General features: G+C 40.8%; 18 protein-coding genes. 11 read left to right on the top strand and 7 right to left on the bottom strand.

Annotation, left to right across the window (positions count from 1 at the left end; all coding sequences use genetic code 11):
- Positions 1-2: 2 nt before the first annotated feature.
- Together EVU92_RS15705 and smrB are read right to left on the bottom strand one after the other, a co-directional pair.
- A complete protein-coding gene (locus tag EVU92_RS15705; RefSeq protein WP_130052002.1) occupies positions 3-923 on the bottom strand; it encodes an AEC family transporter in 921 nt (306 codons plus the stop codon).
- A gap of 24 nt (positions 924-947) precedes the next feature.
- Positions 948-1,505, bottom strand: a complete 558-nt coding sequence (gene smrB / locus EVU92_RS15700) for an endonuclease SmrB (protein ID WP_130052001.1) — start codon at positions 1,503-1,505, stop codon at positions 948-950.
- A gap of 101 nt (positions 1,506-1,606) precedes the next feature.
- Between smrB and prmB the strand changes: the two genes are divergently transcribed.
- Both prmB and aroC read left to right on the top strand, forming a co-directional pair.
- Complete coding sequence (prmB, locus tag EVU92_RS15695; protein WP_130052000.1) at positions 1,607-2,542, top strand: 50S ribosomal protein L3 N(5)-glutamine methyltransferase; 936 nt, start codon at positions 1,607-1,609, stop codon at positions 2,540-2,542.
- A gap of 65 nt (positions 2,543-2,607) precedes the next feature.
- Positions 2,608-3,705, top strand: coding sequence for a chorismate synthase (gene aroC, locus EVU92_RS15690; protein ID WP_130051999.1), 1,098 nt, complete (start codon positions 2,608-2,610; stop codon positions 3,703-3,705).
- Positions 3,706-3,772: 67 nt separating this feature from the next.
- On the opposite strand, the gene EVU92_RS15685 is transcribed toward aroC, so the two are convergent.
- Positions 3,773-5,779 (bottom strand): fused MFS/spermidine synthase, encoded by a 2,007-nt coding sequence (locus EVU92_RS15685; protein ID WP_130051998.1) that lies wholly within the window; start codon positions 5,777-5,779, stop codon positions 3,773-3,775.
- 130 nt (positions 5,780-5,909) lie between these two features.
- On the opposite strand from EVU92_RS15685, the gene EVU92_RS15680 reads away from it, so the two are divergent.
- A complete protein-coding gene (locus EVU92_RS15680; RefSeq protein WP_130051997.1) occupies positions 5,910-7,913 on the top strand; it encodes a winged helix-turn-helix domain-containing protein in 2,004 nt (667 codons plus the stop codon).
- Positions 7,914-7,926: 13 nt separating this feature from the next.
- On the opposite strand, the gene EVU92_RS15675 is transcribed toward EVU92_RS15680, so the two are convergent.
- A complete protein-coding gene (locus EVU92_RS15675) occupies positions 7,927-8,766 on the bottom strand; it encodes a LysR family transcriptional regulator (RefSeq protein WP_130051996.1) in 840 nt (279 codons plus the stop codon).
- A 101-nt stretch (positions 8,767-8,867) separates the two neighbouring features.
- On the opposite strand from EVU92_RS15675, the gene EVU92_RS15670 reads away from it, so the two are divergent.
- From EVU92_RS15670 to EVU92_RS15635, 8 genes are all read left to right on the top strand, one after another.
- The gene (locus EVU92_RS15670; RefSeq protein ID WP_130051995.1) at positions 8,868-9,518 is read left to right on the top strand and encodes a glutathione S-transferase family protein; all 651 of its coding nucleotides are present in this window, start codon (positions 8,868-8,870) and stop codon (positions 9,516-9,518) included.
- 175 nt (positions 9,519-9,693) lie between these two features.
- Positions 9,694-10,857, top strand: a complete 1,164-nt coding sequence (locus tag EVU92_RS15665) for a GGDEF domain-containing protein (protein ID WP_130051994.1) — start codon at positions 9,694-9,696, stop codon at positions 10,855-10,857.
- Between the two features lie 109 nt (positions 10,858-10,966).
- Positions 10,967-13,408 (top strand): HD domain-containing phosphohydrolase, encoded by a 2,442-nt coding sequence (locus EVU92_RS15660; RefSeq protein WP_130051993.1) that lies wholly within the window; start codon positions 10,967-10,969, stop codon positions 13,406-13,408.
- Positions 13,409-13,529: 121 nt separating this feature from the next.
- Entirely contained in the window at positions 13,530-16,706 is a 3,177-nt protein-coding gene (locus EVU92_RS15655) for an HD domain-containing phosphohydrolase (RefSeq protein ID WP_130051992.1), read from the top strand.
- A gap of 90 nt (positions 16,707-16,796) precedes the next feature.
- Positions 16,797-17,366 (top strand): elongation factor P hydroxylase, encoded by a 570-nt coding sequence (locus tag EVU92_RS15650; protein ID WP_130051991.1) that lies wholly within the window; start codon positions 16,797-16,799, stop codon positions 17,364-17,366.
- Positions 17,356-18,498: an ATP-NAD kinase family protein gene (locus tag EVU92_RS15645; protein WP_130051990.1), complete on the top strand. Its 1,143-nt coding sequence runs from the start codon at positions 17,356-17,358 to the stop codon at positions 18,496-18,498. Before EVU92_RS15650 ends, EVU92_RS15645 begins: the two co-directional genes overlap by 11 nt.
- Positions 18,499-18,500: 2 nt before the next feature.
- Complete coding sequence (locus EVU92_RS15640) at positions 18,501-18,779, top strand: YfcL family protein (RefSeq protein ID WP_130051989.1); 279 nt, start codon at positions 18,501-18,503, stop codon at positions 18,777-18,779.
- A gap of 150 nt (positions 18,780-18,929) precedes the next feature.
- A complete protein-coding gene (locus EVU92_RS15635) occupies positions 18,930-20,489 on the top strand; it encodes an AbgT family transporter (RefSeq protein WP_130051988.1) in 1,560 nt (519 codons plus the stop codon).
- 173 nt (positions 20,490-20,662) lie between these two features.
- Here EVU92_RS15635 and EVU92_RS15630 read toward each other — a convergent pair whose 3' ends face one another.
- The 3 genes from EVU92_RS15630 to EVU92_RS15620 all read right to left on the bottom strand — a co-directional run bounded on the left by EVU92_RS15630 (position 20,663) and on the right by EVU92_RS15620 (position 23,469).
- Entirely contained in the window at positions 20,663-22,483 is a 1,821-nt protein-coding gene (locus EVU92_RS15630; RefSeq protein ID WP_130051987.1) for a DEAD/DEAH box helicase, read from the bottom strand.
- Positions 22,484-22,630: 147 nt separating this feature from the next.
- Positions 22,631-22,894 (bottom strand): GrxA family glutaredoxin, encoded by a 264-nt coding sequence (locus EVU92_RS15625; RefSeq protein ID WP_054553185.1) that lies wholly within the window; start codon positions 22,892-22,894, stop codon positions 22,631-22,633.
- 116 nt (positions 22,895-23,010) lie between these two features.
- Positions 23,011-23,469 carry a TlpA disulfide reductase family protein gene (locus EVU92_RS15620; RefSeq protein ID WP_240701323.1) on the bottom strand — a complete coding sequence of 153 codons (459 nt, stop codon included), beginning with the start codon at positions 23,467-23,469 and terminating at the stop codon, positions 23,011-23,013.
- Positions 23,470-23,712 lie beyond the last annotated feature (243 nt).

Raw genomic sequence — 23,712 nt, 5'->3', positions numbered from 1 at the left:
AACTAAAGTAAAATACTTAACCAAACACTAAAGCTTACAACACTTAATACCGTTGAGAGCACCACAGCACTTGCGAGTGTTGCTTGATGTTGCTTAATTTGATTAGCGATTAGATAGGCGTTTACACCTAAAGGAGAAGCGCTCAAAAGTACCAGCACGTTTAGTAACGATTGTTCTAGATGAAAGACGTAGTTGGCAAAAAAGTAGACTCCGCACGGTAACACGGCAAGCTTGATGATGGTTGCGATGAGTGATGCTTGTAAGTTGTCTGACACCTTATAAAACGCAAGGTTTGCTCCTAATACGAATAACGCACAGGCAATGGCAGGTTTGGCAAGTAGGGTGAGGCCATTTGCTAAATCATCAAAAAGTGTAAAACCAAGTAAGTTAACAGCAAGGCCGCTACTGATACTTAACACCACAGGGTTCAGCAGCATGTTTTTAGCAAATGCTCGCCAAGAAAAAGACTGCTGCGATTTAGCACTAAGTAAAAAGGTTAGTGTAAACAAAAGTGCACTATGAAAAGTAATGATCATAAACACAATACCGACCATTTGCTCGCCAAGTGCCGCAATAATAATTGGCAAACCTACCAGCACTGTATTTGAATAACTACTGCCAAGGGCAAAAACTGCGTGATGTGATGCTGCAGATTGTTTCTTAATGAAATAGCGGTCAATAACATAGCCAAGGGCGTAAATAGCCAATACTGGAAAGTAAAAACTTAAAAAGCCCGCAACAGAAACACTACTTTGTAAATCGGCTTGTGCCATATTTAAAAATAGAAACGCTGGCACGCTAATATAAAAAGTGAACTTACTTAACCCTGCTATATGTTCTTTCGATAAAAACCTGCTACGAGAACTGATATAACCACTTAACACGATAAAAATCAGTGGAAAGATAATCGAAAAAATATGCACATTAAGCCTTATGACAAGAAGACGTTAGCGTCTGAATTCATCACTTTGTGGAAGGTTAATTAAAATAAGCACAGCACCTTTACCGCCAAATTCAAGAGGTGCTTGGTGCATAGCAATCACATCAGGGTGTTGTACTAAATATTGCGGCACTTTGTGTTTGAGTATGCGTTCACCAATGCCATGCACGACACAGGCACAATAGTAATGCTGCTTTTTACACTCATGAATTAAACCAGCCAGCTCATCTTTGGCTAATTCTTTATTTAAGCCATGTAAATCAAGGGTTAAATCAGGTGGGTAATCTCCACGACGAAGTTGCTTTGCCAAATAGCTATCATGACCAGGTTTGACATAACTCACAGTTCCATGAGTATCTATGTCTGGTACATATTCATCAGAAAAGAAAAATTCTGCCTGATGTTGCTTTTTTTGCTGGGAAAATTGTTTCGCTTGTGACACTTTAGGCTTATTGGTGAATCGAATAGTGTCTTGTTTAAATGCTTTGGCACCACTGATACTCTGACGAAATAAGTCAATATCGTCAGTGCTAATGTGATTGTTGGCGTGGGGATCTTTTTTCATGGCGGCAGTCTAAACAAAAAAACGCTAAAAATCGAGTAAAAACCAACTGAAAAGACGGTACAATACGCGTCAGAACAGACTTTGAAAGTTAAGGAACATACATGAACCATTTCCAGATAGAAGACGCAATTTTAGACGAGGCAATTGCAGAACTTTCAACGTTGCATGATTGGTTACGTTGGACAACCAGTCAATTCGCCAGCAGTGGTATTTTCTTTGGGCACGGCACAGACAACGCATGGGATGAAGCAGTTAGCCTTTTATTACCTGCACTAAGCTTGCCAATCGATGCACCTAAAGAGCTAATGCATGCGCGTTTAACCAGCACCGAGAAAAGCCGTTTAGCTGAACTAATTGCAGAGCGTATTAATGATTGTACGCCAGTACCATACCTGACCAACATCGCGTGGTTTGCAGGTATGCCGTTTTATGTTGATGAGCGTGTGTTAATCCCTCGCTCACCATTTGCAGAGCTAATTAATAATCGTTTTGCTCCTTGGTTAGAAGAGCCAGAGTCGGTAACGCGCATTCTTGATTTATGCACTGGCTCAGCATGTATTGCCATTGCCCTTGCACAAGCATTTGAAGATGCACAGGTTGATGCGGTTGATATTTCTTACGAGGCGCTAGAAGTTGCTGATATTAATATTAGCGATTACATGCTGAATGACCGCGTACTGCCAATTCAGTCAGACGTGTTTAGTGGTGTTCCGGGTCAAAAGTACGATCTGATCGTAGCTAACCCACCTTATGTTGATGCTGAAGATATGGCTGATTTACCACGTGAATTCCATCACGAGCCAGAGCTTGGTTTAGCATCGGGACATGATGGTCTTGATGTGACTCGTACCATTTTAGCGGAAGCCGCAGAGCATCTAACTGATAACGGTTTGTTATTTGTCGAAGTTGGTAACTCTATGGTACATATGGAAGCGCTGTACCCGGGTGCACCATTTGAGTGGGTTGAATTCGAACAAGGTGGCCTTGGCGTGTTTGTAATCAGCAAACAGCAGCTTGTGAAGTATTTCGCAGATTAACAGCAAGTTTTAAAAGCCGAGCCTGAGGGCTCGGTCTCAGTAGTCATTAGGAATGAGGAAAGTTAATGGCAGGTAATAGCATCGGACAACTATTTAAAGTGTCCACCTTTGGTGAGAGCCACGGCGTTGCATTAGGCGGCGTTGTAGATGGCACACCAGCAGGTCTTGAAATTAGCGAGGCCGATTTACAAATTGATTTAGACCGTCGCAAGCCGGGGCAAAGTCGTTATACAACACAGCGCCGCGAAAGTGATGAAGTAAAAATACTTTCTGGTGTATTCGAAGGTAAAACCACAGGTACTAGCATTGGTTTACTGATTGAAAACACCGATCAGCGTTCAAAAGATTACGGCAAAATCGCTGAAGTGTTTCGCCCAGGTCATGGCGATTATACCTATTGGCATAAATACGGCATCCGTGATTACCGAGGTGGTGGTCGCTCCTCAGCCCGTGAAACGGCTATTCGTGTAGCGGCAGGTGCAATTGCGAAAAAATACTTAAAACAGTTTCATGGTATTGAAATTCGAGCATGTTTGAGCCAACTAGGGCCAATCAAAGCCGAAGACTATAACTGGGATGAGGTGGAAAACAATGCATTTTTCTTTCCAGACACCAGCAAGCTAGAAGCGCTTGATGAATACATGCGTGACCTAAAAAAACAAGGCGATTCGGTAGGCGCTAAAGTTAAAGTGGTTGCTAAAAATGTTCCTGTAGGTCTTGGTGAGCCAGTATTTGATCGCCTTGATGCAGAGCTTGCACACTCATTAATGAGTATTAATGCGGTAAAAGGCGTTGAGATTGGTGATGGCTTTGATGTGGTTGAGCAAAAAGGCTCTGAGCACCGTGATGAGTTAACCCCAGATGGTTTTACATCAAATCACGCAGGTGGTGTACTTGCAGGTATCTCGACAGGGCAAGATATCATTGCCTCAATCGCCCTTAAGCCAACTTCAAGCATCACCATACCGGGCAACAGCATTAATACTAGTAACGAAGCGGTAGAGATGATCACTAAAGGACGTCATGACCCATGTGTAGGTATTCGTGCCATTCCTATCGCTGAGGCGATGATGGCGATTACCTTAATGGATCACTTATTGCGCCAACGTGGCCAAAACCCACATGTTAGCCATGAACATGGACCAATCAAAGGTTCGATTTAAGCGCAGCTTTAAATAAAGTAAACGCAGTTAATAAGCGCGATAATATCATCGCGCTTTTTTATGCCTGTTAGAATTTTAATAAGGGAAGTAGGCTGTGTTTGCTATCAGTCCACATTGCCAGCTCGTTATGTGGGTAGCGTTTAATGGGCGACAAATCACTGATAGATACACGATTTAAAAAAGCCTGATTATCAGTTAGCACCACCCAGTCTGAGCCTATGTCTGATGGGGTATGGCCTTGATAGCTAAACTTTAACATAGCCTTATTGAAGTGTTGGCTATGTGCCTGTAATACAGGCAGTAAGTCGATATGATTATTTGAAATATGCACAATCAATACGCCATTTTCATTGAGCCTCTGCCAATAAAGTGACATTGCTTCTTGGGTTAGCAAATGCGCAGGAATTACATCACTTGAAAACGCATCAATTATTAAGACATCAAATACTTCGTTTGCATTATTTTTTAGCGCAATACGACCATCCCCTAAGCTGACTGTGAGCTTGGCTTCACTGTTTTCAAGATATGAGAAATAACGTTTTGCCATCTCGTATACAGCAGGGTTTAACTCAAAAAAGTGAATACTATCCTGTTGGTCTGCAAACCGAGCTAATACGCCTGCACCCAAACCAATCACGCCAATGTTTAGTGAGCTGTGTTGCTTTAGTATGGCAAGTGATTTAGCGACACCAGTATGCTGGTGGTAATAACTTTGCCCAAACTGTTGGCTTGGATTTAGTGGCTCTGAGCCATGAATCGTGGTGCCGTCAATTAAGCGCCTTTCTTTTATTGATTGAGTGTTTATATCTTTAACCGCTAAATAGCCATAAAAGTTGCGGCTAGTCGCAACGTTATATTGGTTAAAGTTTACCGCTAAAAAACAATAGCATGCTAACCAAGTAACTGAGCTGGTTGCGAGAGTGAATTTGAGCTGTTTTGTCTTTGTTTTAGCTTTTATTTGGTAGTAACACACAAAACTAAAAATAACCGCTAATGTAAGTAAATACTCGTCAATCTGGACAAATAGCAATGGGGCAATGAGCGTACTGAAAAGCGAACCTAACACACCGCCAAGGGCGATATAAAAATAAAAAACGGTAAATTGCTCGTTTTCAGGGGCTTTGTTTCTCAGCTCACCATGACAGACCATACCGGCGGTTAATAGAATCAGGCTGTAAATTATAAGCTGGGCCAGGGCATTGAATAAGCTGCCAAAATAAAACATCAGCAGACCTGCAAAAGCCGAAAATATAAACGCATATGCCCAAACATGACGCTGATAATTTGCTTTGTTGGTAAACGTATAACTAAAGGTGAGCAAGTAAATTACAAGAGGTAACGACCAAAGTAATGGCATGGGGGGAATATTAGTGCTGATCATATGCGTGGTAGATACCAACATGGCTGAGCTTAAGGCACTTAATAACAGCCATTGACCTTTACCTTTTAATAGTGTGACAGGCCTAGTCTGAATAGACTCTCTTGATAAATCGGGTGCTTTTTTTAGTAAAAAGATTACTAGAAGTGCTAATAACAAGCAGTAGCTGATAAGTCCAAATAGCCAGTAGGTAGTTTGCTGCTCTAAAGAAAATAGTAATTCATAAACGAGCGGGTAGCTCATTAACGCCAGTAAAGAACCCAAGTTTGAGATGGAATACCAATGGTAAGGCACCTGTGCTGAAGCAGTTTGCACATACCATCTTTGTAAAAGTACGCTGGTAGCGCTCAGTAGAATAAATATTGGACCAATTTCTATAAATAAATTAACAAACACCGCAAGCGCAGGCGGCCAATTTGTGAGATTTGGGGCTGCAAACTCTGTCACAACAATGAGTGTGGCAAAGGTGACTAAAACTATATGGATGACTACCTGCAACTTAATATGAAAACGACCCATGTTATGCGCATAGAAATAGCCAATAAGTAACATGACTTGATAAAACACTAAACTCGCTGACCAGATAGAGGCACCACCACCAAATTGTGGTAGCAGTTGCTTTGAAAGCATCGGTTGGATTTGAAAAATTAAAAAAGCACTGATGAAAATAGTGAGCGTTGATAAATATTTATACATTGTTTTTATTACCTATTTTGAGATAGCAAAAACAATCCAATAGCCAGAGCAAAGTGACAATGGAGTAACCCTTGAGTTTCTCTTAAGAAAACCTTAATCTTTGATTCGTAAATATTTATTGGAGAAGTAAGTGGCGCGTTATCGAATCGGCAAGTTTGCAATTGATGAGAGTCGATGTTTAATTTCATCGCAAGATTATAAGCAAATAGTCGAGCCAAAGGTCATGGATGTACTACATACCCTTTATTTAAATAAAGGTGAAGTTGTAAGCCAAGAAGTAATCTTTGCAAAAGTGTGGCCTAATGCTACCTATAACCCCAGTTCGGTACAGCGTTGTATAGCATTGCTACGAAAAGCACTCCAAGAAGATGCCAAGAACCCACAGTTTATAATTACACACCCTAAGCGCGGTTATAGCCTTGAGAAAGTAACACAGGGGCCAGGCAAAAAATTAAAAGCGCAACATGTTCTGTTGCTGTTTGTTTTACTAGTTAGCTTTATTGCTATTGCGTGGCAACTAGTGCCTAAACAACAAGATACTGCTTACTTTACTCAGTTGATGCCACTCACTTCGAGTGAACTAAATGAAGCTAATTTGTCACTTTCACACAGTGGTAAGTACCTTGCTTTTGTTCGAGGTAATAAAGGAAGTCAGCAGATTTGGATTAAAGAGCTTGCGACTGAGCGAGAAGTGAGGCTGACTGAAGATGCTGCAAGCTACTACGCTTTGGGGTGGTCGACCTCCGATAATGCGATTGCATTTGTGAAAAGTACAGAGCAGAAACAACATCTAAACACTATAAGCATTGATTTATCTAAATTTCAGCCATTAGAACAAGCGACTGTGAGTGTTTTTAATGACACCGTTTTAACCAGTCACCACATCGATTGGCATGTTGATAAGCTGCTCTATTACATAGAAAAAGATAAACTAAACAACGATACTCGACTCGTTTCACTTAACTTAGAATCTAAACAAAAGACACAGTTACTAGCTGCTACACAGCAAGATTGGTTGCTCGTTAATGCGTTATCGAAAGATGGTAGTAAAGTCGCGATGGGGATTGAGGCTGGGCAAAATAAATACCGTATTGATGTACTCGACCTTGCCAGTAAAAAAACACAAACTATTGCTATCATAGAAAACGGTATTCAAGGGTTAAGTTGGCACCCGAATAATCAAGCGCTATTAATTAGCCAACGAAATCAGCTTGTAAATCTAGATCTTGATGGTGAGCTTCAGCTAATTTCATTTAATAATTATCAAATAATTCGTGATGCCCAGTACACACCAGACGCTGAAGCCATTTTGATGGAGTTAGTGAATGTTGATGTAGATATTGTTAGCCAAACACGTGCTAACCCTGACACTCTGACCAAACTCGTAGATACCTCATCAATCGACTTTCTACCCGTGTTTTCGCCAGACTCAACGAAATTTGTTTTTGAGTCTCATCGTTTTGGATTAAAACAATTATTTTTATACGATAGTGGCAAGCAAACGCGCATTTTTGCTAACCCTGATAACCATGAGTTATTTGGCATTGTTTGGAGCCAAGACGCACGGCAGGTTTACACCGCAAGTAAAGATACACTGTTTAAAATTGATTTAAACAGTGGCACTTATGAAACAATACCTCATGGAAATCACTCTTTTTATTTGAGAGAAATGTATCACAATGAAGACGCGATTTTAGTTTCGTATCGAGCAGAGGATGGACAGACGTTTCATCCAGCAAAATTCGATTTAACAAGCTTAACGTTGACACCATTCACAGGCTCAGGGAAACGTTTAAGCTGTTATGGTATGGATTTAGATGAGCAAGATCAGATCTACTTCTCAAATAGCAATGAAGTGTTTCGAGTTAATACCCGTGGAAATATAGAAACTGTTTGGCAAGCAGCTAGCAATGACATTATTGGTATATCTGTTAGTAACCAGCAATTAGCAGTAACAATGGAGCATGCAGATACAATTAATTTCCAGCGTATCGATTTGGCAACTGCTGAAACAGAAAGTTGGCAGTTAACACAACCTAAGCAACATATGTTGATCAACAGTGCTCATGATTTAAAAGAGTTTTTATATCTTACAGAACCTTATAGAACTCGTAAGTTAGTAAAACTTCAGTAGCTTGATATGTTCTTTACGTCTTAATCAACTCCACAAGCTGCTTAAGCTGTTCATGATTGAGTGGATTGTGGGCATGATTACCGTACAACAGTACGATATCAATCATAGGCAGTACTGGTAACGAATTATCGCTGATTTCTTCCAAACCTTTTTGCATGCTTATTCGCGCCATGCTGCCGATTGCCAACCCTTGTTCAATTAAGCCATGTAATGCACCTGCTGATCCACAGCAGGCAATAATATTAAAACGACGCTCGGTTTTTAAGAGACCTTCAATACTGGCTTGGTGAAACTTACAGTCTCGTTGAAACAGGGCAATAGGAAGTGGGGTTGAATCTTCAATCTCAAAAGCGGGGCTTTTCACCCATACGCCTTGGCTTGATTGCAATAAGTAACCTTCTTCGCTGTCTGGTGAGCGAGTGGCAACAACTAAATCGAGCATACCTTGGTCTAGTTTAGCTCTAAGCTCAGAACTTGGGGCGCAGCTTATCTGTATATCTAAGGCATCAAACTGTTGGTGTAGGGCACAAACAAGCTGTGGTAGTAAAGAGTGGACATAGTCGTCAGGACAGCCGATGCGCACACGTAAATTGCCAGTACCTGCTTTTAATTGTTTAAAGGCTTCATCATGAAGGGCTATCAGTTGCTTCGCATAACTTGCTAGCTGGTGGCCTTGATGGGTTAGCACCAGCTGACGACCTTGCTTTTCAAAGAGTGAACTTGCGAGGTCCTGTTCAAGCTTTTTCATTTGCATACTTACCGCAGATTGGGTTCTGGAAATTTGTGCTGCAGCACGGGTGAAACTACCTGTATCGACGAAGGCGCAAAATGTTCTAAGGGCATCAATATCCATAATGTATCAGCTTTTCTTATAGGTACTATAAAAACAATTGGCGAGTAATTGCCCAATTGCTGTTTTATAGTGAGCCTAATCTAAACGTTAAAGGAAGTACAATGCAATTATTTATTGGCAATAAAAACTACTCAACTTGGTCATTGCGAGCGTGGTATTTACTAAGTAAATTCAATGTTTCTTTTAAAGAGCAACAATTGGTTTTAGATACGCCTGAATTTTATGAAGCATTAAAAAATAAGTTTCCCGTGCAAAAAGTACCGGCACTTATTGATGCTGAGTTAACCGTGTGGGACTCACTCGCTATTTGTGAATACATCAATGATGCTTATCTAAATGGTGCCGCTTGGCCTAGTGAAATAGCCCAAAGAGCAAAAGCGCGCAGTCTAGCTGCCGAGATGCACTCTGGTTTTGCTGCACTTCGTAATGAAATGCCAATGAATATTCGTGCTAAAAGGCATGTTGAATTATCAGAACAAGCTAAAAAAGATATCGCTCGTATCGATGAGATATTTTCTTCTCAGCAACAAAGTTATCCTAATATGTGGTTATTTGGCGGTTTCTCTATTGTTGATGCGATGTTCGCACCTGTAGTACTTCGTTTTAAAACGTATCAAGTTGAGCTATCGTGTGCTGCACAAACTTATTGCCAGCATCTACTTGCTTGCCCGGTTATCAAAATCTGGATTAGCGAAGCTCTTAAGGAAACAGATATCGTTGACTGTGATGAAGCAGGTGAGGAAATTAACTAGCCGATATTGAGAATTTCTAACTATTAATTTTATTGCCTATTATACTTTTGCGTGGGATTTTTTGGCATATTTTTATACAAAAATACTAGTTCAATTAATGAGCACACACACTATACTAGAGTAGTTGCTCTTTAATCGAACATCCCACATTTCCTTTCGTAGTAGGCATTTATTTATGGGCGCTTTTGCAGCAAAATTATTAAACCAAGATATGACAATTGAGCGCTATGCCTGTCAATTTAAGTCGCTTGAGGTAGAGCATGTCTTTTTACAAAGTAAATTCGGTCAAGATAAAAAAATAGCGCAATTTTTGTGCTGTACAATTGCATTAGTCACTGCGCTTGTAACCTTCTTCGATAAGATGATTATACAGGCTTCATTTTGGCCAGAAACCGCTTTAATCGGCCGAGCTATTATGGTCTCAGTTTGTATTCTTAGTGCTTTTGCTCTGAATTATATTAAAAGCATCCAGTCATTTCGTTTGGTGATATCTGTGTTTATGCTGTTTTTATTTTTGAACATGCAATTTATGGCTATCACTTATGAGCGTTTCTATATTTTGCATATGTTTTTTGATGTGATCATCTTGATCACATTTTATTTCTCGACCTTGGTTTCAATTAAGTTATCGGTATTTTTAAGTATTTCATATAGTGCTCTTGCTATCTCTGTTATCTATTTCAGTAAAGAAATATCTAACCACTCTTTTTACATGGTGGTTTTAGCGCATGTGGCAGCAAACTTAGCAGGTATGATCATGGCTGCTCATGAACATATTATCCGTAGAGAACTTTTTGTAAGGAACACCCAGCTTGCTCAGCTTGCCCATGAGATGAAAAGCCAAGCCCTTAAAGATGCCCTTACTCAGTTACCTAACCGTCGTGCTTTTGATAATGCCTATGAAGAATATCAGCGGATGGTTAAACAGCAGCAAGGCGAGTCCAAGCAAGTATGTGTTATTTTAGCTGATATTGATTACTTCAAGCGTGTTAACGATACTCATGGTCACGAGGTAGGTGATGTTGTATTGCAGCGTTTTTCTGCTTTTTTAACTGACTCATTACGTTCCTCTGATGATGTATATCGATTTGGCGGTGAAGAATTTGTTATTGTGCTACCACTATGCTCAGTGTCAGATGCAACTGTTATTATTAATACTATGATCGCAAGGATGAATAGTGAAAGGTGCGAGGTTGGTGAGTTATCTTTAGCAATACGTGCAAGTTTTGGCTTAACCGTAATGAAAGAAGAGGAGCAAAAGTCAGTTATCTCCAGAGCTGATGCTGCACTTTATCAGGCTAAAGATGCAGGACGGAATCAATTAGTTATTAAATTTTAATAGCCTAAATATAAGTACAAAATATGTACCTTATGCTCGTTTAAGTATAATCTTTATACATTCTTTTCTATTAATTTAATCTGAATTATTAGCAAGCAAGGAGTCGCGAATGCTAACACGCCAGGCGGAAGGCTATAAAATTTCAATTAGGGCAAGTGTATTGCTGGTTTTTGCCCTTGCTAGCTTACTCACCGGTATCGTGGCGATAAGTTTGCATTATTACTTTAGTGAAAAGTTATTACTGCAATCTAAATCAGAACAGTTCAAACAAACTAGTCAGCAAATAGCCGATCACATAACAAGAATCAATCAGCGTGCTGATAATACCTTAAGCGTGATGATCCACGACACTAGGCTATTATCAGAGAGCCAAAATAACAAAGAAATTTTACAGCAAGTGCTGATCGAAATTTTAACGCGTCATCCAGACTTTTATTCGCTAATTCTTGGTCATGCTAATGGTGACTTATTACAGGTTATTAATCTAAAAGGGTATGCAAAGCTTCCCCCATCAATCCAGCTCGATGAAGACGATCATTGGTTAGTGTATCAAATTTCTGGGCAGGGGGGGGAGCGTAAGCAGGTAACCACGTATTTAGATGAGTCGTTGGTCATTCGTAAAAGAGACACCCAAACTACGGATTACGACCCACGGAATAGAGTTTGGTTTCTGGATGCAACGAGTGACTCTGTAACGAAAACCGAGCAGTATGTGTTTAAAGTACTTGAGGTACCAGGTTACACCTATGCAATAAAGTCAGCGCAAACAGGCGATGTATTAGCGATTGATATAGCCAGTGCAAGTTTGAATCACTTTTTAACCGACCAACAATCTAAAATGAAGCACCTTGTTGAAAGCGAAATGTATGTTTATCGGGGGAATGGTGAAATTATTGCAAGCAGTAAAAATCAAAGTCATCAGCATAGTTTTGCTGACCTATCTAAGTTAGTTAAATTGGATGAACAAAAATCAGGGCTTGCGAACAAAGAACATCAATTCGGCAAAATGTTAAATGTGCATGAAAAGGGCATAGAAAAATACATGTTTGTACTGCCGCTGCCGCTTAGTAGCGATATGCAATCAGATGAAGTTGATTATTTCACGGTGCTGGTATCTAAAGATGACGTGCTGGCGGTTATAAGAGATAAAATTCGTATTTCAATTTTAGTGACTGGTTTATTTTTAATTTTGCTGCTGCCAGTCTCTTGGTTTTTTGCCTCTTCAATCGTCAACCCGATTCTCAAATTAGTAGGTGAAAATAAAAAAATTCAGCAGCGAGATTATAATGAAGTTTCAACACTCTCTAGCCACATTTTAGAAATCCATTATTTGGCAAGTTCGATGGTGGATATGAGTCGCTCTATTGAGCAACATGAAAACTCACAAAAAGCCCTGATGGAGTCATTTGTAGAGCTTATCGCCCAAGCGATTGATGACAAATCACCATATACGGCAGGGCACTGTGAGCGGGTCCCTGAGCTGGGTATTTGGCTTGCTGATGCTGCGTCAGACTCAAAAAATGAGGCGTTTTCTGAGTTCAGCTTTAAAACGTCTGATGAACGACGAGAGTTTCGCTTAGCTGCGTGGTTGCACGACTGTGGTAAAATTACTACGCCTGAGCATATCGTTGATAAAGGCACTAAGCTTGAAACCATTTATAACCGTATTCATGAAGTACGTACTCGATTTGAGGTGCTGCTACGTGATGCAAAAATTACTTATTATGAGCAGTTATTAGCCCATCCTGAGCAGCAATCTGTGCTTAAGCAAACGCTTGACCAACGAACCAAAAAGTTACACGCAGACTTTAGCTTTATTGCTGCCTGTAATGTTGGTGGTGAGTTTATGGATGAAGCGCAGCTGTCTCGTTTACATGAGGTTGCTAGCATTAAGTGGCAGCGTCATTTTGACGCAAGTTTAGGTTTATCGCCCCTTGAAGAAATGCGTATGGCTGATTTGAAGAATCAGCATTTACCTGTCGAAGAGTCACTCCTGAGCGATAAGCCAAGTGATTTAATTCCACACGAAAAAGCCGTTGAGTACCCAGAAAGTTTGGGCATTAATATGGCGATTCCGGAGTATAAATATAACCTTGGCGAAGTGTATAACTTGTCGGTGGCGCGGGGCACGCTTACAGCGGAAGACCGGTTTAAGATCAATGAGCATGTGATCAGTACAATTCGTATGCTTGGTAGTGTGCCATTCCCGAAAGAATTAGCTAAAGTTCCGCGTTATGCATCAACCCACCACGAAACCTTAAAAGGGACTGGCTACCCACGAAAATTAACCGCGGAACAATTATCAATACCTGAACGTGTGTTAGTACTTGCTGATATCTTCGAAGCATTAACCGCGGCAGACCGCCCATATAAAAAAGCCAAACCTTTGAGTGTTGCTATTGATATTTTAGCGAAAATGGTTGATGACGATCATATTGACCGTGACGTATTTGAGCTCTTTTTAACTTCCGGCATTTACCTAAAATATGCAAAACAGTTTTTACATGAGTCGCAAATTGATTCTGTCAATTTAACAAAATATCTAAGGTAATTATTTGCTTATGCTTTAGGATAAAATTGCAGAGTTTTGTTTGTAATACAAAATTATTGGTGTATAAAAGATATACAAGCTAATATTACTAACGAACAAAGCATTGCAAGGAGATGCATAAGTGCTGGTATCTGCTTTTCAAAAACTTAAATCGAGAATTCGTTTTTCGATTCGCCTTACCGTTGTTGCCGTGTTCGTTTTAGCAACTTCACTAACAGCTCTCATTGCAATTAGTCTGCAATATTATTTCAGCGAAAAAATGGCTATAGAGGCCAGTGTCAAAAACTTTAATTTAGCCACAGGCTCAGTGGTTGATTACCTTGCAAGGGTGAATGAAAAGTCAGAAAACACGCTAAGTGTAATGGTTCAAAATAGTAGCTTGATCAGTGCCAACAGCGAAGATAAAAGTGAGCTGAGAAATGTCATGAGTGAAATCATGCAGCTCAATCCATTGTTTTATGCGTTGTATGTAGGCTATGAAAATGGTGACTTTTATGAATTAATTAATTTAGAAAGCAGTGAAATAGTGCGTCAGCAGTTGCAGGCCATTGAAGCAGACCGTTGGGTGGTGATCCACATTAGCGGTGAAGGGGCAGAGCGTGTTCAGCATACTCATTATTTTGACCAGCAATTTAATTTACGTATCTCGCAAACCAAAGGCACCAGCTATGATCCGCGAGAGCGCTTGTGGTTTAAGCAAGCAAACTCAACACGCGTGAAAAAAACAAAGCCATATTTCTTTACTCACCTGCAAGCACCTGGGCAAACCTACTCAATAAAGTCAGCAAATGAAAATAGTGTGTTGGCGTTAGACGTTAGCTTGTCGAGTATTTCTGAATATTTGAGTCAACAGCAAAGTAAAATGAGTAGCCAGTATTTAAGTGAGCTGTACATTTACAATAAAGAAGGTGAAATTGTTGCCTCTAACCAACAAAAAAATAGCTTACTTTTGCCAAGGCTTGAAAAACTTCCCTTAACAGAACAGCAGCAAAGTGTATTGGCGAAGTACCCTTATTTGAGCGTTTCTAACGAAACTAATTGGCCACCAATGGACTTTAGTGTCGGCGGTAACCCGAAAGGCTATAGCATTGATTATATTAATGCCTTGGCTGAGTTGCTCGGAATTAAGGTAACTTTTATTAACGGTTTTACATGGACTGAGTTTTTAACTCAATTTGCAAAAGATGAAATAGATATTGTACAGCCTATTTTTAAAACCCCAGCAAATGAGTCGCTCGGTCTTATGAGCCAAACAATGGCAACTTTGCCGTTCAGTATCATTACTGCAAAAGGTTCAACACCGGTCGTTAGCATGAAGCAGTTAGCGGGCAAACAGTTAGCAATTGGTGAAGGCTGGTCGGTAATTAAAGTGATTAAAGAGCACTTTCCTGATATCGACATTGTTGAGCTGCCAAGTACCAAAGCGGTGCTCGATGCGGTAAGCCAAGGACGTGTGTATGCAGGGTTAGATAACGAAGCAGTGTTCAAATACACTCAAAATCAGTTTTTTATTGAAGGGATTCAATATAATCAGCTTGATAGTTATAGTCATGATCTCCTACCAGATACTCTGCATTTATTGTTTCATCCTGATGATGCAGAGCTAAAAGATTTAATTAATATGGCGATAGAGCAGCTCCCAAATTCGTATATTGCTGCACTAGAGCTTAAATGGTTAGGGAGCGATCCTAGTCAGCAATCACAAGTGATTGGCACAGTGCCATACCCTGAATTTCTTACTCTAATTACAGATCGGGCAAACTTCGCCGATTTACGTTTAATGACTCTAAATGGCGTTGAGAAGTACGTGTATATTACCCCTGTTTCAGAAGGGGGAAGCAATAGCGATTACTTAGCGATAGTGGTGCCCAAAGAGGGCGTATTGAGTTCTACCCGTGAAAAAATTAAGCTGTCTATTTTTATCACCGCGGCCTGTTTGATTATGGTACTGCCTGTATCATGGTTTTTTGCCTCACCAATTGTTTCGCCAATTAAGACCTTAGAGGGTGAAAATTTAAAAATTAAACACCGTCAGTTTGATCAGGTTTCAACGCTAAAAAGCAGTATTAAAGAAATCAATAATTTAGCCAACTCCATGGTGCAAATGAGCCAATCAATTCAGCAGCATGAGCAAAAGCAAAAAGCCTTAATGGAGTCATTTATTGAGCTTATAGCTCAGGCTATCGATGATAAGTCTCCTTATACAGCAGGACATTGTGAACGGGTACCTGAACTTGGGATCATGCTGGCCAAAGCAGCTTCAAACTCAAATGAGGATGCGTTTAAACAGTTTGCGTTTAAAAATAAAGACGAACTAAGGGAATTTAGCCTCGCAGCTTGGTTACATGACTGCGGCAAAATCACTACTCCAGAGCATATCGTAGACAAGGGCACAAAGTTAGAAACTATTTATAACCGTATCCACGAAGTGAGAACGCGTTTTGAGGTACTTTGGCGGGATGCAGAAATTGCTTATCTAAAAGACGTGCTAGTGTCACCTGAAAAGCAACCAGAGCTTGAGGCTGAACTTATTAAACGCCAAGCAGAGTTACGTAGTGATTTTTCGTTTATAGCAGCCTGTAATGTTGGCGGTGAGTTTATGGATGAAGCAAGCCTTGGACGTTTAGAGGCGCTTAGCAACATCACTTGGCAGCGAAATTTTGATGATAAAATAGGCCTTTCGCCAGTTGAAGAGTTAAGGGTTCAAAGCAATGATGAGCAATTGCCTGTCACTGAAAAGCTACTTTCAGATAAGCCTGAGCATTTGATTGCCCACGATAAACCTATACAGTATGACGAGCGTTTAGGGATAAAAGTAACCATTCCAGAATACAAGTATAATCTTGGCGAACTGTATAACTTACAAATTCAGCGCGGTACTTTAACAAACGAAGATCGATTTAAAATTAATGAGCATATTATCAGTACTATTCGGATGCTAGATAACGTCCCATTTCCTGATGAATTAGCCCGTGTGCCGCGTTATGCCTCGACCCATCACGAAACATTAAAAGGCACGGGTTATCCCCGTAAATTGTCTGCAGATGATTTATCGATACCTGAGCGTGTGTTAGTGCTGGCCGATATATTTGAAGCATTGACCGCAGCCGATAGACCTTATAAAAAAGCCAAACCATTGAGTGTTGCGATTGATATTTTAGCGAAGATGGTTGCCGATCAACATGTAGATGAAGATGTGTTCAAATTGTTCTTAACGTCAGGTATCTATCTTGAGTATGCAAAACGCTATTTAAATCCAGATCAAATCGATGATGTAGATATTGCGAAATACCTGTGATTGGAAGCGCTTGCTTTTACTTTAGGGGGAAAAGTCCGTACAATTCGCCTCGTTTTTAGTGACGCTTTTAACGAGATAAATTCAAGCCGTATGCATCAGATTGCTGACTTAATCGCTATTTTTGAAAACACCTTTTATCAAAGCCATAATACGCGTTTGATAAAGGGTGATGATGAACCCATATACCTGCCTGCTGATGAGCAAACGTCTTATCATCAAATTGTGTTTGCCCACGGTTTTTATGCCAGTGCCTTACATGAGATTGCTCACTGGTTAGTGGCTGGAGAGGCACGTAGATTAAAAGAAGATTATGGCTATTGGTATTGTCCTGATGGTCGTGATAAACACCAACAAGCTGAATTTGAAGCGGTTGAAGTAAAGCCTCAAGCTATTGAATGGGCGCTAAGTACAGCAGCTGGTTTCGATTTTAATGTATCGGTTGATAATTTAAATGGTGAACAAACCTGTCGATTTGATTTTCAGGCTCGGGTTCACCAGCAAGTGTTGAGTTTTTTAGCAACAGGTTTTAATCAGCGCACTACAGCACTCCTCAAAGCATTGAGCGATTTTTATAATACCCCATGGCCATTAACGGCTACACAGTTTTCATGGCAGCGCGATTTTCAAAGCAACCCAGGAGCTTTATCTGATGCAGTTTAAATTAGGTTTGATTGTAAATCCGGTTGCCGGCTTAGGTGGCAGTGTGGCACTGAAGGGAAGTGATGGCGCAGATACCGCTGCAAGGGCGATGCAACTTGGCGCAGAGCCAAAAGCAAACTTACGCACCCGAGCTGCTCTTGAAGTTCTGCTTGCACATCAAGGCGACTTAACCATTTACACAGTAGGCGGTGAAATGGGCGAGCAGACGGCGCGCCAGCTTGGTTTTAAAACTCAAGTGATTTACCAAACAAATGAAATCACCACCCCCGATGACACTGAGCAGGCTGCCAAGTTATTAGTTGAGCAAGGTGTCGACCTTATTTTATTTGCTGGTGGTGATGGTACTGCACGTAATATTTGTCATGCGGTTGGTGATAGCACCCCTGTGTTAGGTATTCCTGCAGGCTGTAAAATACATTCTGGCGTTTACGCTATTACCCCTAAAGCAGCAGGTCGCGTTGTCGAGATGCTAGTCAAAGGTGAACTCGTCAGCCTTGGCGATGCCGATGTTATGGATATCGATGAAGATGCATTTCGTGAAGGTACAGTAAAAGCTAAGCGCTATGGTGAAATGCAAGTTCCGAGTGAAGTGCGATATGTGCAAGCAGTTAAAAATGGCGGTAAAGAAACCAATGAATTAGTGCTTGCTGACATTGCTGCCTATGTTGTCAGTGAAATGGACGAAGACTGCTTATATGTAATGGGCAGTGGTTCAACCGTGGCTGCAATAATGGAAGAGATGGGTCTTGAAAATACCTTATTAGGTGTTGATTTAGTAGCAGACCAAGAGCTAGTTGCGCAGGATTTAACTGCACAGCAATTACTTGAGCTCACACAAGGTAAAGATACTAAGTTGGTGATCACCTTAATTGGTGGACAAGGGCATATATTCGGCCGAGGAAATCAACAATTGAGTCCTGCACTTATCCGTGCGATTGGTCGCGACAACATTATTGTAGTGGCAACGAAAACTAAATTACAGGCCTTAAATGGCCGACCACTGATTGCCGATACAGGTGATAGTGAGTTAGACGATGAATTAAGTGGTTATATTCGCGTAACCACAGGTTTTAATGACCATATTATGTATGCAGTGGGTCATCAAGATGGGCTGCACCCAGAGGAGAAGTAACAATGATTTTAGTAAGTTATATTGATGCAGCGCAGCAATATTTTGATGATTTAGTCGATAAAGCAACTGACGACGAGCTATTTGCTGGTGGCTATTTGCGTGGTCACTTTGACTTAGCGGTAGGCTACGCACAAGTAGAAGAATTAAATTTATCGATTGATGAACTTAATAATCAAGTTGAATCAAGTCTGGTTAAAGCTTATCGCAATGGTGAGCTAAACGAAGAAGATAAAGAGCTCGTTGTGCGCCTTTGGGATGAGGTTAAAGCACTAGCGGTTTAGTTGAGTATTAAAATGAGTACTGTAAAGCGACCTGTGTCGCTTTTTTTACATCAAGTGATTACCTTTATTAGGGAATTCTATTAACTTAAAATTTACCTTAGAACTTAGATACGTTAAGGTTAACGAGATATTTTTCCAGGGAATTTGAAAATGAATAACAATAATGATGTGCAGGCACCAAGTGGTGCAATCGCACGTTTTCTGAATACGATTGAAAGGGTGGGCAACAAGCTCCCTGATCCTGCGATTATCTTCTTAGTCGCAATGCTGCTTATTTGGTTCTTATCTTGGCTCTTCTCGGGCACCACATTTGATGCAATCGACCCGCGAACAGGCGAAGCCATAGTTGTAAATAATCTATTAGCAGGGGATTCCCTTGCTACTTTCTTGTCTTCGATGGTGAAAACTTTTACCAGTTTTGCGCCACTTGGCGTGGTGCTTGTTGCCATGTTAGGTGTTGGTGTTGCTGAGCACTCTGGCTTTATCAATACTGGCCTTAAATTAATGCTAAAAGTAACACCTAAGCAGCTTTTAACACCCTCTATTATCTTAGTGGCGATTGTCAGCCATACGGCAACTGATGCCGGTTATGTATTAGTCATCCCTCTGGCTGGGGTCATTTTTTATGCTATGGGTCGTCATCCGCTTGCTGGTATTGCTGCGGCGTTTGCTGGGGTAAGTGGTGGCTTTAGCGCAAACTTTATTCCGTCAGGGATTGATCCGTTACTGCAAAGCTTTACCCAAAGTGCAGCACAAATTATTAATCCTGATATGGCGATTAATCCGCTTAATAACTGGTTTTTCACCTCTGCTTCAAGCTTATTTATTATCTTATTAGGCTGGTATATCACAGATAAAATTATCGAGCCGCGTTTACAAAACACGCCACTTGATGGTGATACAGAAGATTTACCTGCTTTTGATGAAGCGCGCAGTGATGAAAAACGTGCATTCTATATCGCAAGCACAGTGATGATTGTTGGCCTTGTATTACTTTGGTTTGTCTCTGCTCCAGCTGACTCAGCAATGCGAAGTAGTGATGGTTCTTTAACTAATTTCCGCTCACCGTTAATGCAATCAATTGTTCCACTTATATTCTTACTGTTTTGGATCCCAGGTGCAGTTTACGGTTTTGTAGTTGGTACATTCAAAAGTTCTAAAGATATGATCGATGCCATGAGTAAAGCCATGAGCGGTATGGCTTACTACATTGTTATGGCGTTCTTCTGCGCGTTATTTATTGCCGCATTTAGTAAATCAAATCTAGGTGCATTACTTGCTATTGAAGGTGCACAGCTACTTAAAGCGATGGCATTACCAAGTTCGGTGACTGTGGTAGGTATTATCTTCTTAACGGCGTTTGTGAATCTATTTGTAGGTTCAAGTTCAGCAAAATGGGCGCTGTTAGGGCCAATCTTTGTACCAATGCTGATGCAACTAGGTATTTCACCTGATTTGACTCAAGCTGCGTACCGTGTAGGTGACTCAAGCTCTAATATCATTACCCCACTGATGCCATACTTCCCACTGGTTGTGGTGTACTGCCAGAAGTATGTTAAAGGCACAGGTATTGGTACGTTAATCGCCATGATGTTGCCGTATTCAATCGCCTTCTTAATCGGTTGGAGTATCTTCTTACTCGCGTACTGGGGCTTAGGCATCCCACTTGGCCTACAATCAAGCTACGCATACCCAGCCATTGGCTCATAACGATTTAAGTAATAAAGCCTCAGCCACCCAGCCATTGGCTCATAACGATTTAAGTAATAAAGCCTCAGCCACCCAGCTGAGGCTTTAAAAACTTTAGGCTGATAGCCTAACTTCAGACACAAAAAAACCTTGTCACTTTCATGACAAGGTTTTTTTATTGCTTACAGCTTTGATTAGTTCGCAGTGAAGCTCACTGGGCGACGCTCTTTACGTGGGCCGCCACGTTTTTCACCACGATCTTTGTCTTTGAAGCTACGCTTTTTGTCACCACGATCACCGCTTGGGCGTTCAGAGCGAGGAGCCGCAGGACCTTGGTCTTGCGTAAGCGTCATATTCATCGGACGTTTACAGATGAACACCTTTTGGAAGTGATCAAGCACATCTTTTGGCATGTTCTGTGGTAACTGTACCGTACTGTGACTGTCGTGTAAGCGGATATCACCAATGAATTTGCTTGAGATATCAGCTTCGTTAGCAATCGCACCAACGATATTTTTAACTTGTACACCGTGCTCACGACCAACTTCGATACGGTAAGTATCCATAGGGCCCATGCTGCGGCTATTGCGCTCACGTGGCTCGCGAGGTTTACGCTCACGTCCTTGACGGTCGCCACGCTCAGCACGATCACCTCGTTCGTTACGACGACGCTCGTTACGTTCGCCACGCGGTTGAACTTTAACTTCTTCAACCTTGATTGGTGATTGTTGCTGCGCTAAACAAAGTAATGCACCGGCTAAATCTTCAGCACTTAGCTCAAGCTTTTCTGCCATGTCAGCAGCTACTTGGTTAAAGAAAGTGATATCTTTGTTTTCAAGAGCAATAGTTAATTTGTCTTGAAGAGCTTTAATACGTTTTTCTTCAACTACTTTTGCTGTTGGTAAATCAACTTGTGCGATCTCTGACTTCGTATGACGAATGATATTTTTAAGTAAATAACGCTCGTTATGTTTTACGAAAAGAATCGCTTTACCTGTACGACCCGCACGACCAGTACGACCAATACGGTGAACGTAGGCTTCTGAGTCTTGTGGAATATCGTAGTTGATTACTAAGCTTAAACGGTCTACATCAAGACCACGTGCAGCAACGTCTGTTGCAATAACGATATCAACTAGGCCGTTTTTCAAACGGTCTACTGTTCGCTCACGTGCTTGTTGGTTCATATCACCATTAAGTGGTGCGGCAGAGAAACCTTCGCGCTCAAGTAATTCAGCTAACTGTACAGTGTCGTTACGTGTACGTACGAAAACAATTGCACCATCGTATTGTTCAGCTTCTAAGAAGCGAACGATAGCTTTGTTTTTGTGTACATGTGCATTCCAAAATACTTGCTCAACAGTAGATACAGTTGAGTTACGAGCAGAGATATGAACTTGCTCAGGCTCATTCATGTACTTGCTGCTGATATTTTGAATTTGCTTAGGCATGGTCGCAGAGAAAAGACATGTTTGCTTTTCACGTGGCGTTTTCTCCATGATGCTTTCTACATCATCAATGAAGCCCATGCGTAACATTTCGTCTGCTTCATCAAGAACAAGGGCTTGTAAGCTCTCAAACTTGATTGTGCCACGGTTAATGTGGTCAATTAAGCGACCTGGCGTTGCAACAATGATTTGCGCGCCACGACGAAGTGCACTTAGTTGGATGCTGTAGCTTTGGCCACCATAAAGGGCTAAAACTTCAACACCACGAGTATGCTTAGCATATTGTTCGAATGCCTCAGCTACTTGGATCGCAAGTTCACGCGTAGGCGTTAAAACAAGGATCTGTGGCTGCTTCACAGACGGGTCAATATTATTTAGTAACGGCAGTGCAAATGCTGCTGTTTTACCTGTACCCGTTTGCGCTAGTCCCAGTACGTCCTTTCTTTCTAGCAATAACGGTATACATTGAGCTTGGATTTCAGATGGAGTCTTGTAACCCAACTCTTCAACTGCTTTAAGGATTGCAGGAGAAAGATTTAGAGATTCAAACGTGACTGGTTCTGACATTAATACGCCTCAACGAATTTAAAGAGGCGCGCATTGTATAGGAAATACGAGGCAATTGCTTGTATAAATTACAACTAATTTGTATGTGGTTGATGTTGGTCATAATTTAATCAGTTTGAATTTGCCAAAATCAACCACGTTTACAATTTATTGATATAACCCTAAATTTTCTTTAGCGTATGCTTCGAATTCAGTGAAGCCACCAATGTGAGCTTGGTCAATAAAAATCTGTGGTACAGTTGGGCAAGGTTTGCCAGCAGACTGCTCTAGATCCGCTTTGCTGATGCCTTCTTTGATTATGTCGATATAACGATATTTAAAATCGTCACGCTCATTTGCAAGTTTTTCAGCAACATCTTTTGCACGAACACAGTATGGGCAGCCTTCACGGCCAAAAATTACAGTTAACATATCGCTCTCCTCGATGTGAATGTGTTTATCTAGTTGTTATCTTAACGAATAAAATGAATAAAAACAGCGCATAAAATCGATTGTACTATTCTGTTTTTCTCATCATAGTAATTTAGCTAATCAAGTGTCCGCATCCTAAGACCAAGTTCTGTTGAGTAACCCATAGAGTGAGCAGTAATAGCCAACTGTTCATCAATGACATAATAAGTTGGATAGGCACTTATTTTATAATCTTGACCCGTACTTTTACTGCCAAGTAACACTGGCATGGTCAGTTCCAGTGAATCGGTAAACTGTTTAACTTCAGCAATGTTTTGATAATCGAGGGCAATTGCTATGGCATTTAACTTACCTTGCTGATGGGACTTTTCTAAATTTGGCATGCTGTAGCGACAAATTGAGCACCAAGGCGCAAAGAAATACACCACTGTTTGCTTTCCTTGTAATTGTGCGATGGTCATCCGCTCTGTCGGGTCATTTAGCGTGGCTAAATTAAAATAGGGGGCAGGAGTTTTATCAGTTGAGAGTAAATCACGTTGCTGAAATGCGGTCACGGCATACACAACGACAGCCATTAACACGACATTTTTTAGCACACTGATAAATTTTTTTAAAAAAGTTGGATTTTTTTTCATTGTTATTTTGTACGTGTTTAGCCCTTTAAAATCAACTTATTCAGACCCGTTTGCGATGGTATAAATTTCATTTAATTTAAAAAAGTTGTAATTTTTTTTGCTAAAAATCTTGAAAAGATTTTGCCCGCCCATAGATAGTTTAGTGAGGACGCCTGATGGGTCCCAAACAAACTAAAGTAATTG

Source organism: Pseudoalteromonas sp. MEBiC 03485, assembly GCF_004195145.1.
Lineage (GTDB): Bacteria > Pseudomonadota > Gammaproteobacteria > Enterobacterales > Alteromonadaceae > Pseudoalteromonas > Pseudoalteromonas apostichopi.
Note: the sequence above shows the minus strand (reverse complement) of the source record. Positions and strands in the feature narration are given on the sequence as shown.

Coding starts and splice junctions, on each gene's coding strand:
- EVU92_RS15630 (WP_130051987.1), bottom strand. CDS start 22,483: ATGTCAGAACCAGTCACGTTTGAATCTCTAAATCTTTCTCCTGCAATC.
- EVU92_RS15675 (WP_130051996.1), bottom strand. CDS start 8,766: ATGGATATTGATGCCCTTAGAACATTTTGCGCCTTCGTCGATACAGGT.
- EVU92_RS15670 (WP_130051995.1), top strand. CDS start 8,868: ATGCAATTATTTATTGGCAATAAAAACTACTCAACTTGGTCATTGCGA.
- prmB (WP_130052000.1), top strand. CDS start 1,607: ATGAACCATTTCCAGATAGAAGACGCAATTTTAGACGAGGCAATTGCA.
- EVU92_RS15635 (WP_130051988.1), top strand. CDS start 18,930: ATGAATAACAATAATGATGTGCAGGCACCAAGTGGTGCAATCGCACGT.
- EVU92_RS15660 (WP_130051993.1), top strand. CDS start 10,967: ATGCTAACACGCCAGGCGGAAGGCTATAAAATTTCAATTAGGGCAAGT.
- EVU92_RS15625 (WP_054553185.1), bottom strand. CDS start 22,894: ATGTTAACTGTAATTTTTGGCCGTGAAGGCTGCCCATACTGTGTTCGT.
- EVU92_RS15640 (WP_130051989.1), top strand. CDS start 18,501: ATGATTTTAGTAAGTTATATTGATGCAGCGCAGCAATATTTTGATGAT.
- EVU92_RS15685 (WP_130051998.1), bottom strand. CDS start 5,779: ATGTATAAATATTTATCAACGCTCACTATTTTCATCAGTGCTTTTTTA.
- EVU92_RS15645 (WP_130051990.1), top strand. CDS start 17,356: ATGCAGTTTAAATTAGGTTTGATTGTAAATCCGGTTGCCGGCTTAGGT.
- smrB (WP_130052001.1), bottom strand. CDS start 1,505: ATGAAAAAAGATCCCCACGCCAACAATCACATTAGCACTGACGATATT.
- EVU92_RS15620 (WP_240701323.1), bottom strand. CDS start 23,469: ATGGCTGTCGTTGTGTATGCCGTGACCGCATTTCAGCAACGTGATTTA.
- EVU92_RS15665 (WP_130051994.1), top strand. CDS start 9,694: ATGGGCGCTTTTGCAGCAAAATTATTAAACCAAGATATGACAATTGAG.
- aroC (WP_130051999.1), top strand. CDS start 2,608: ATGGCAGGTAATAGCATCGGACAACTATTTAAAGTGTCCACCTTTGGT.
- EVU92_RS15650 (WP_130051991.1), top strand. CDS start 16,797: ATGCATCAGATTGCTGACTTAATCGCTATTTTTGAAAACACCTTTTAT.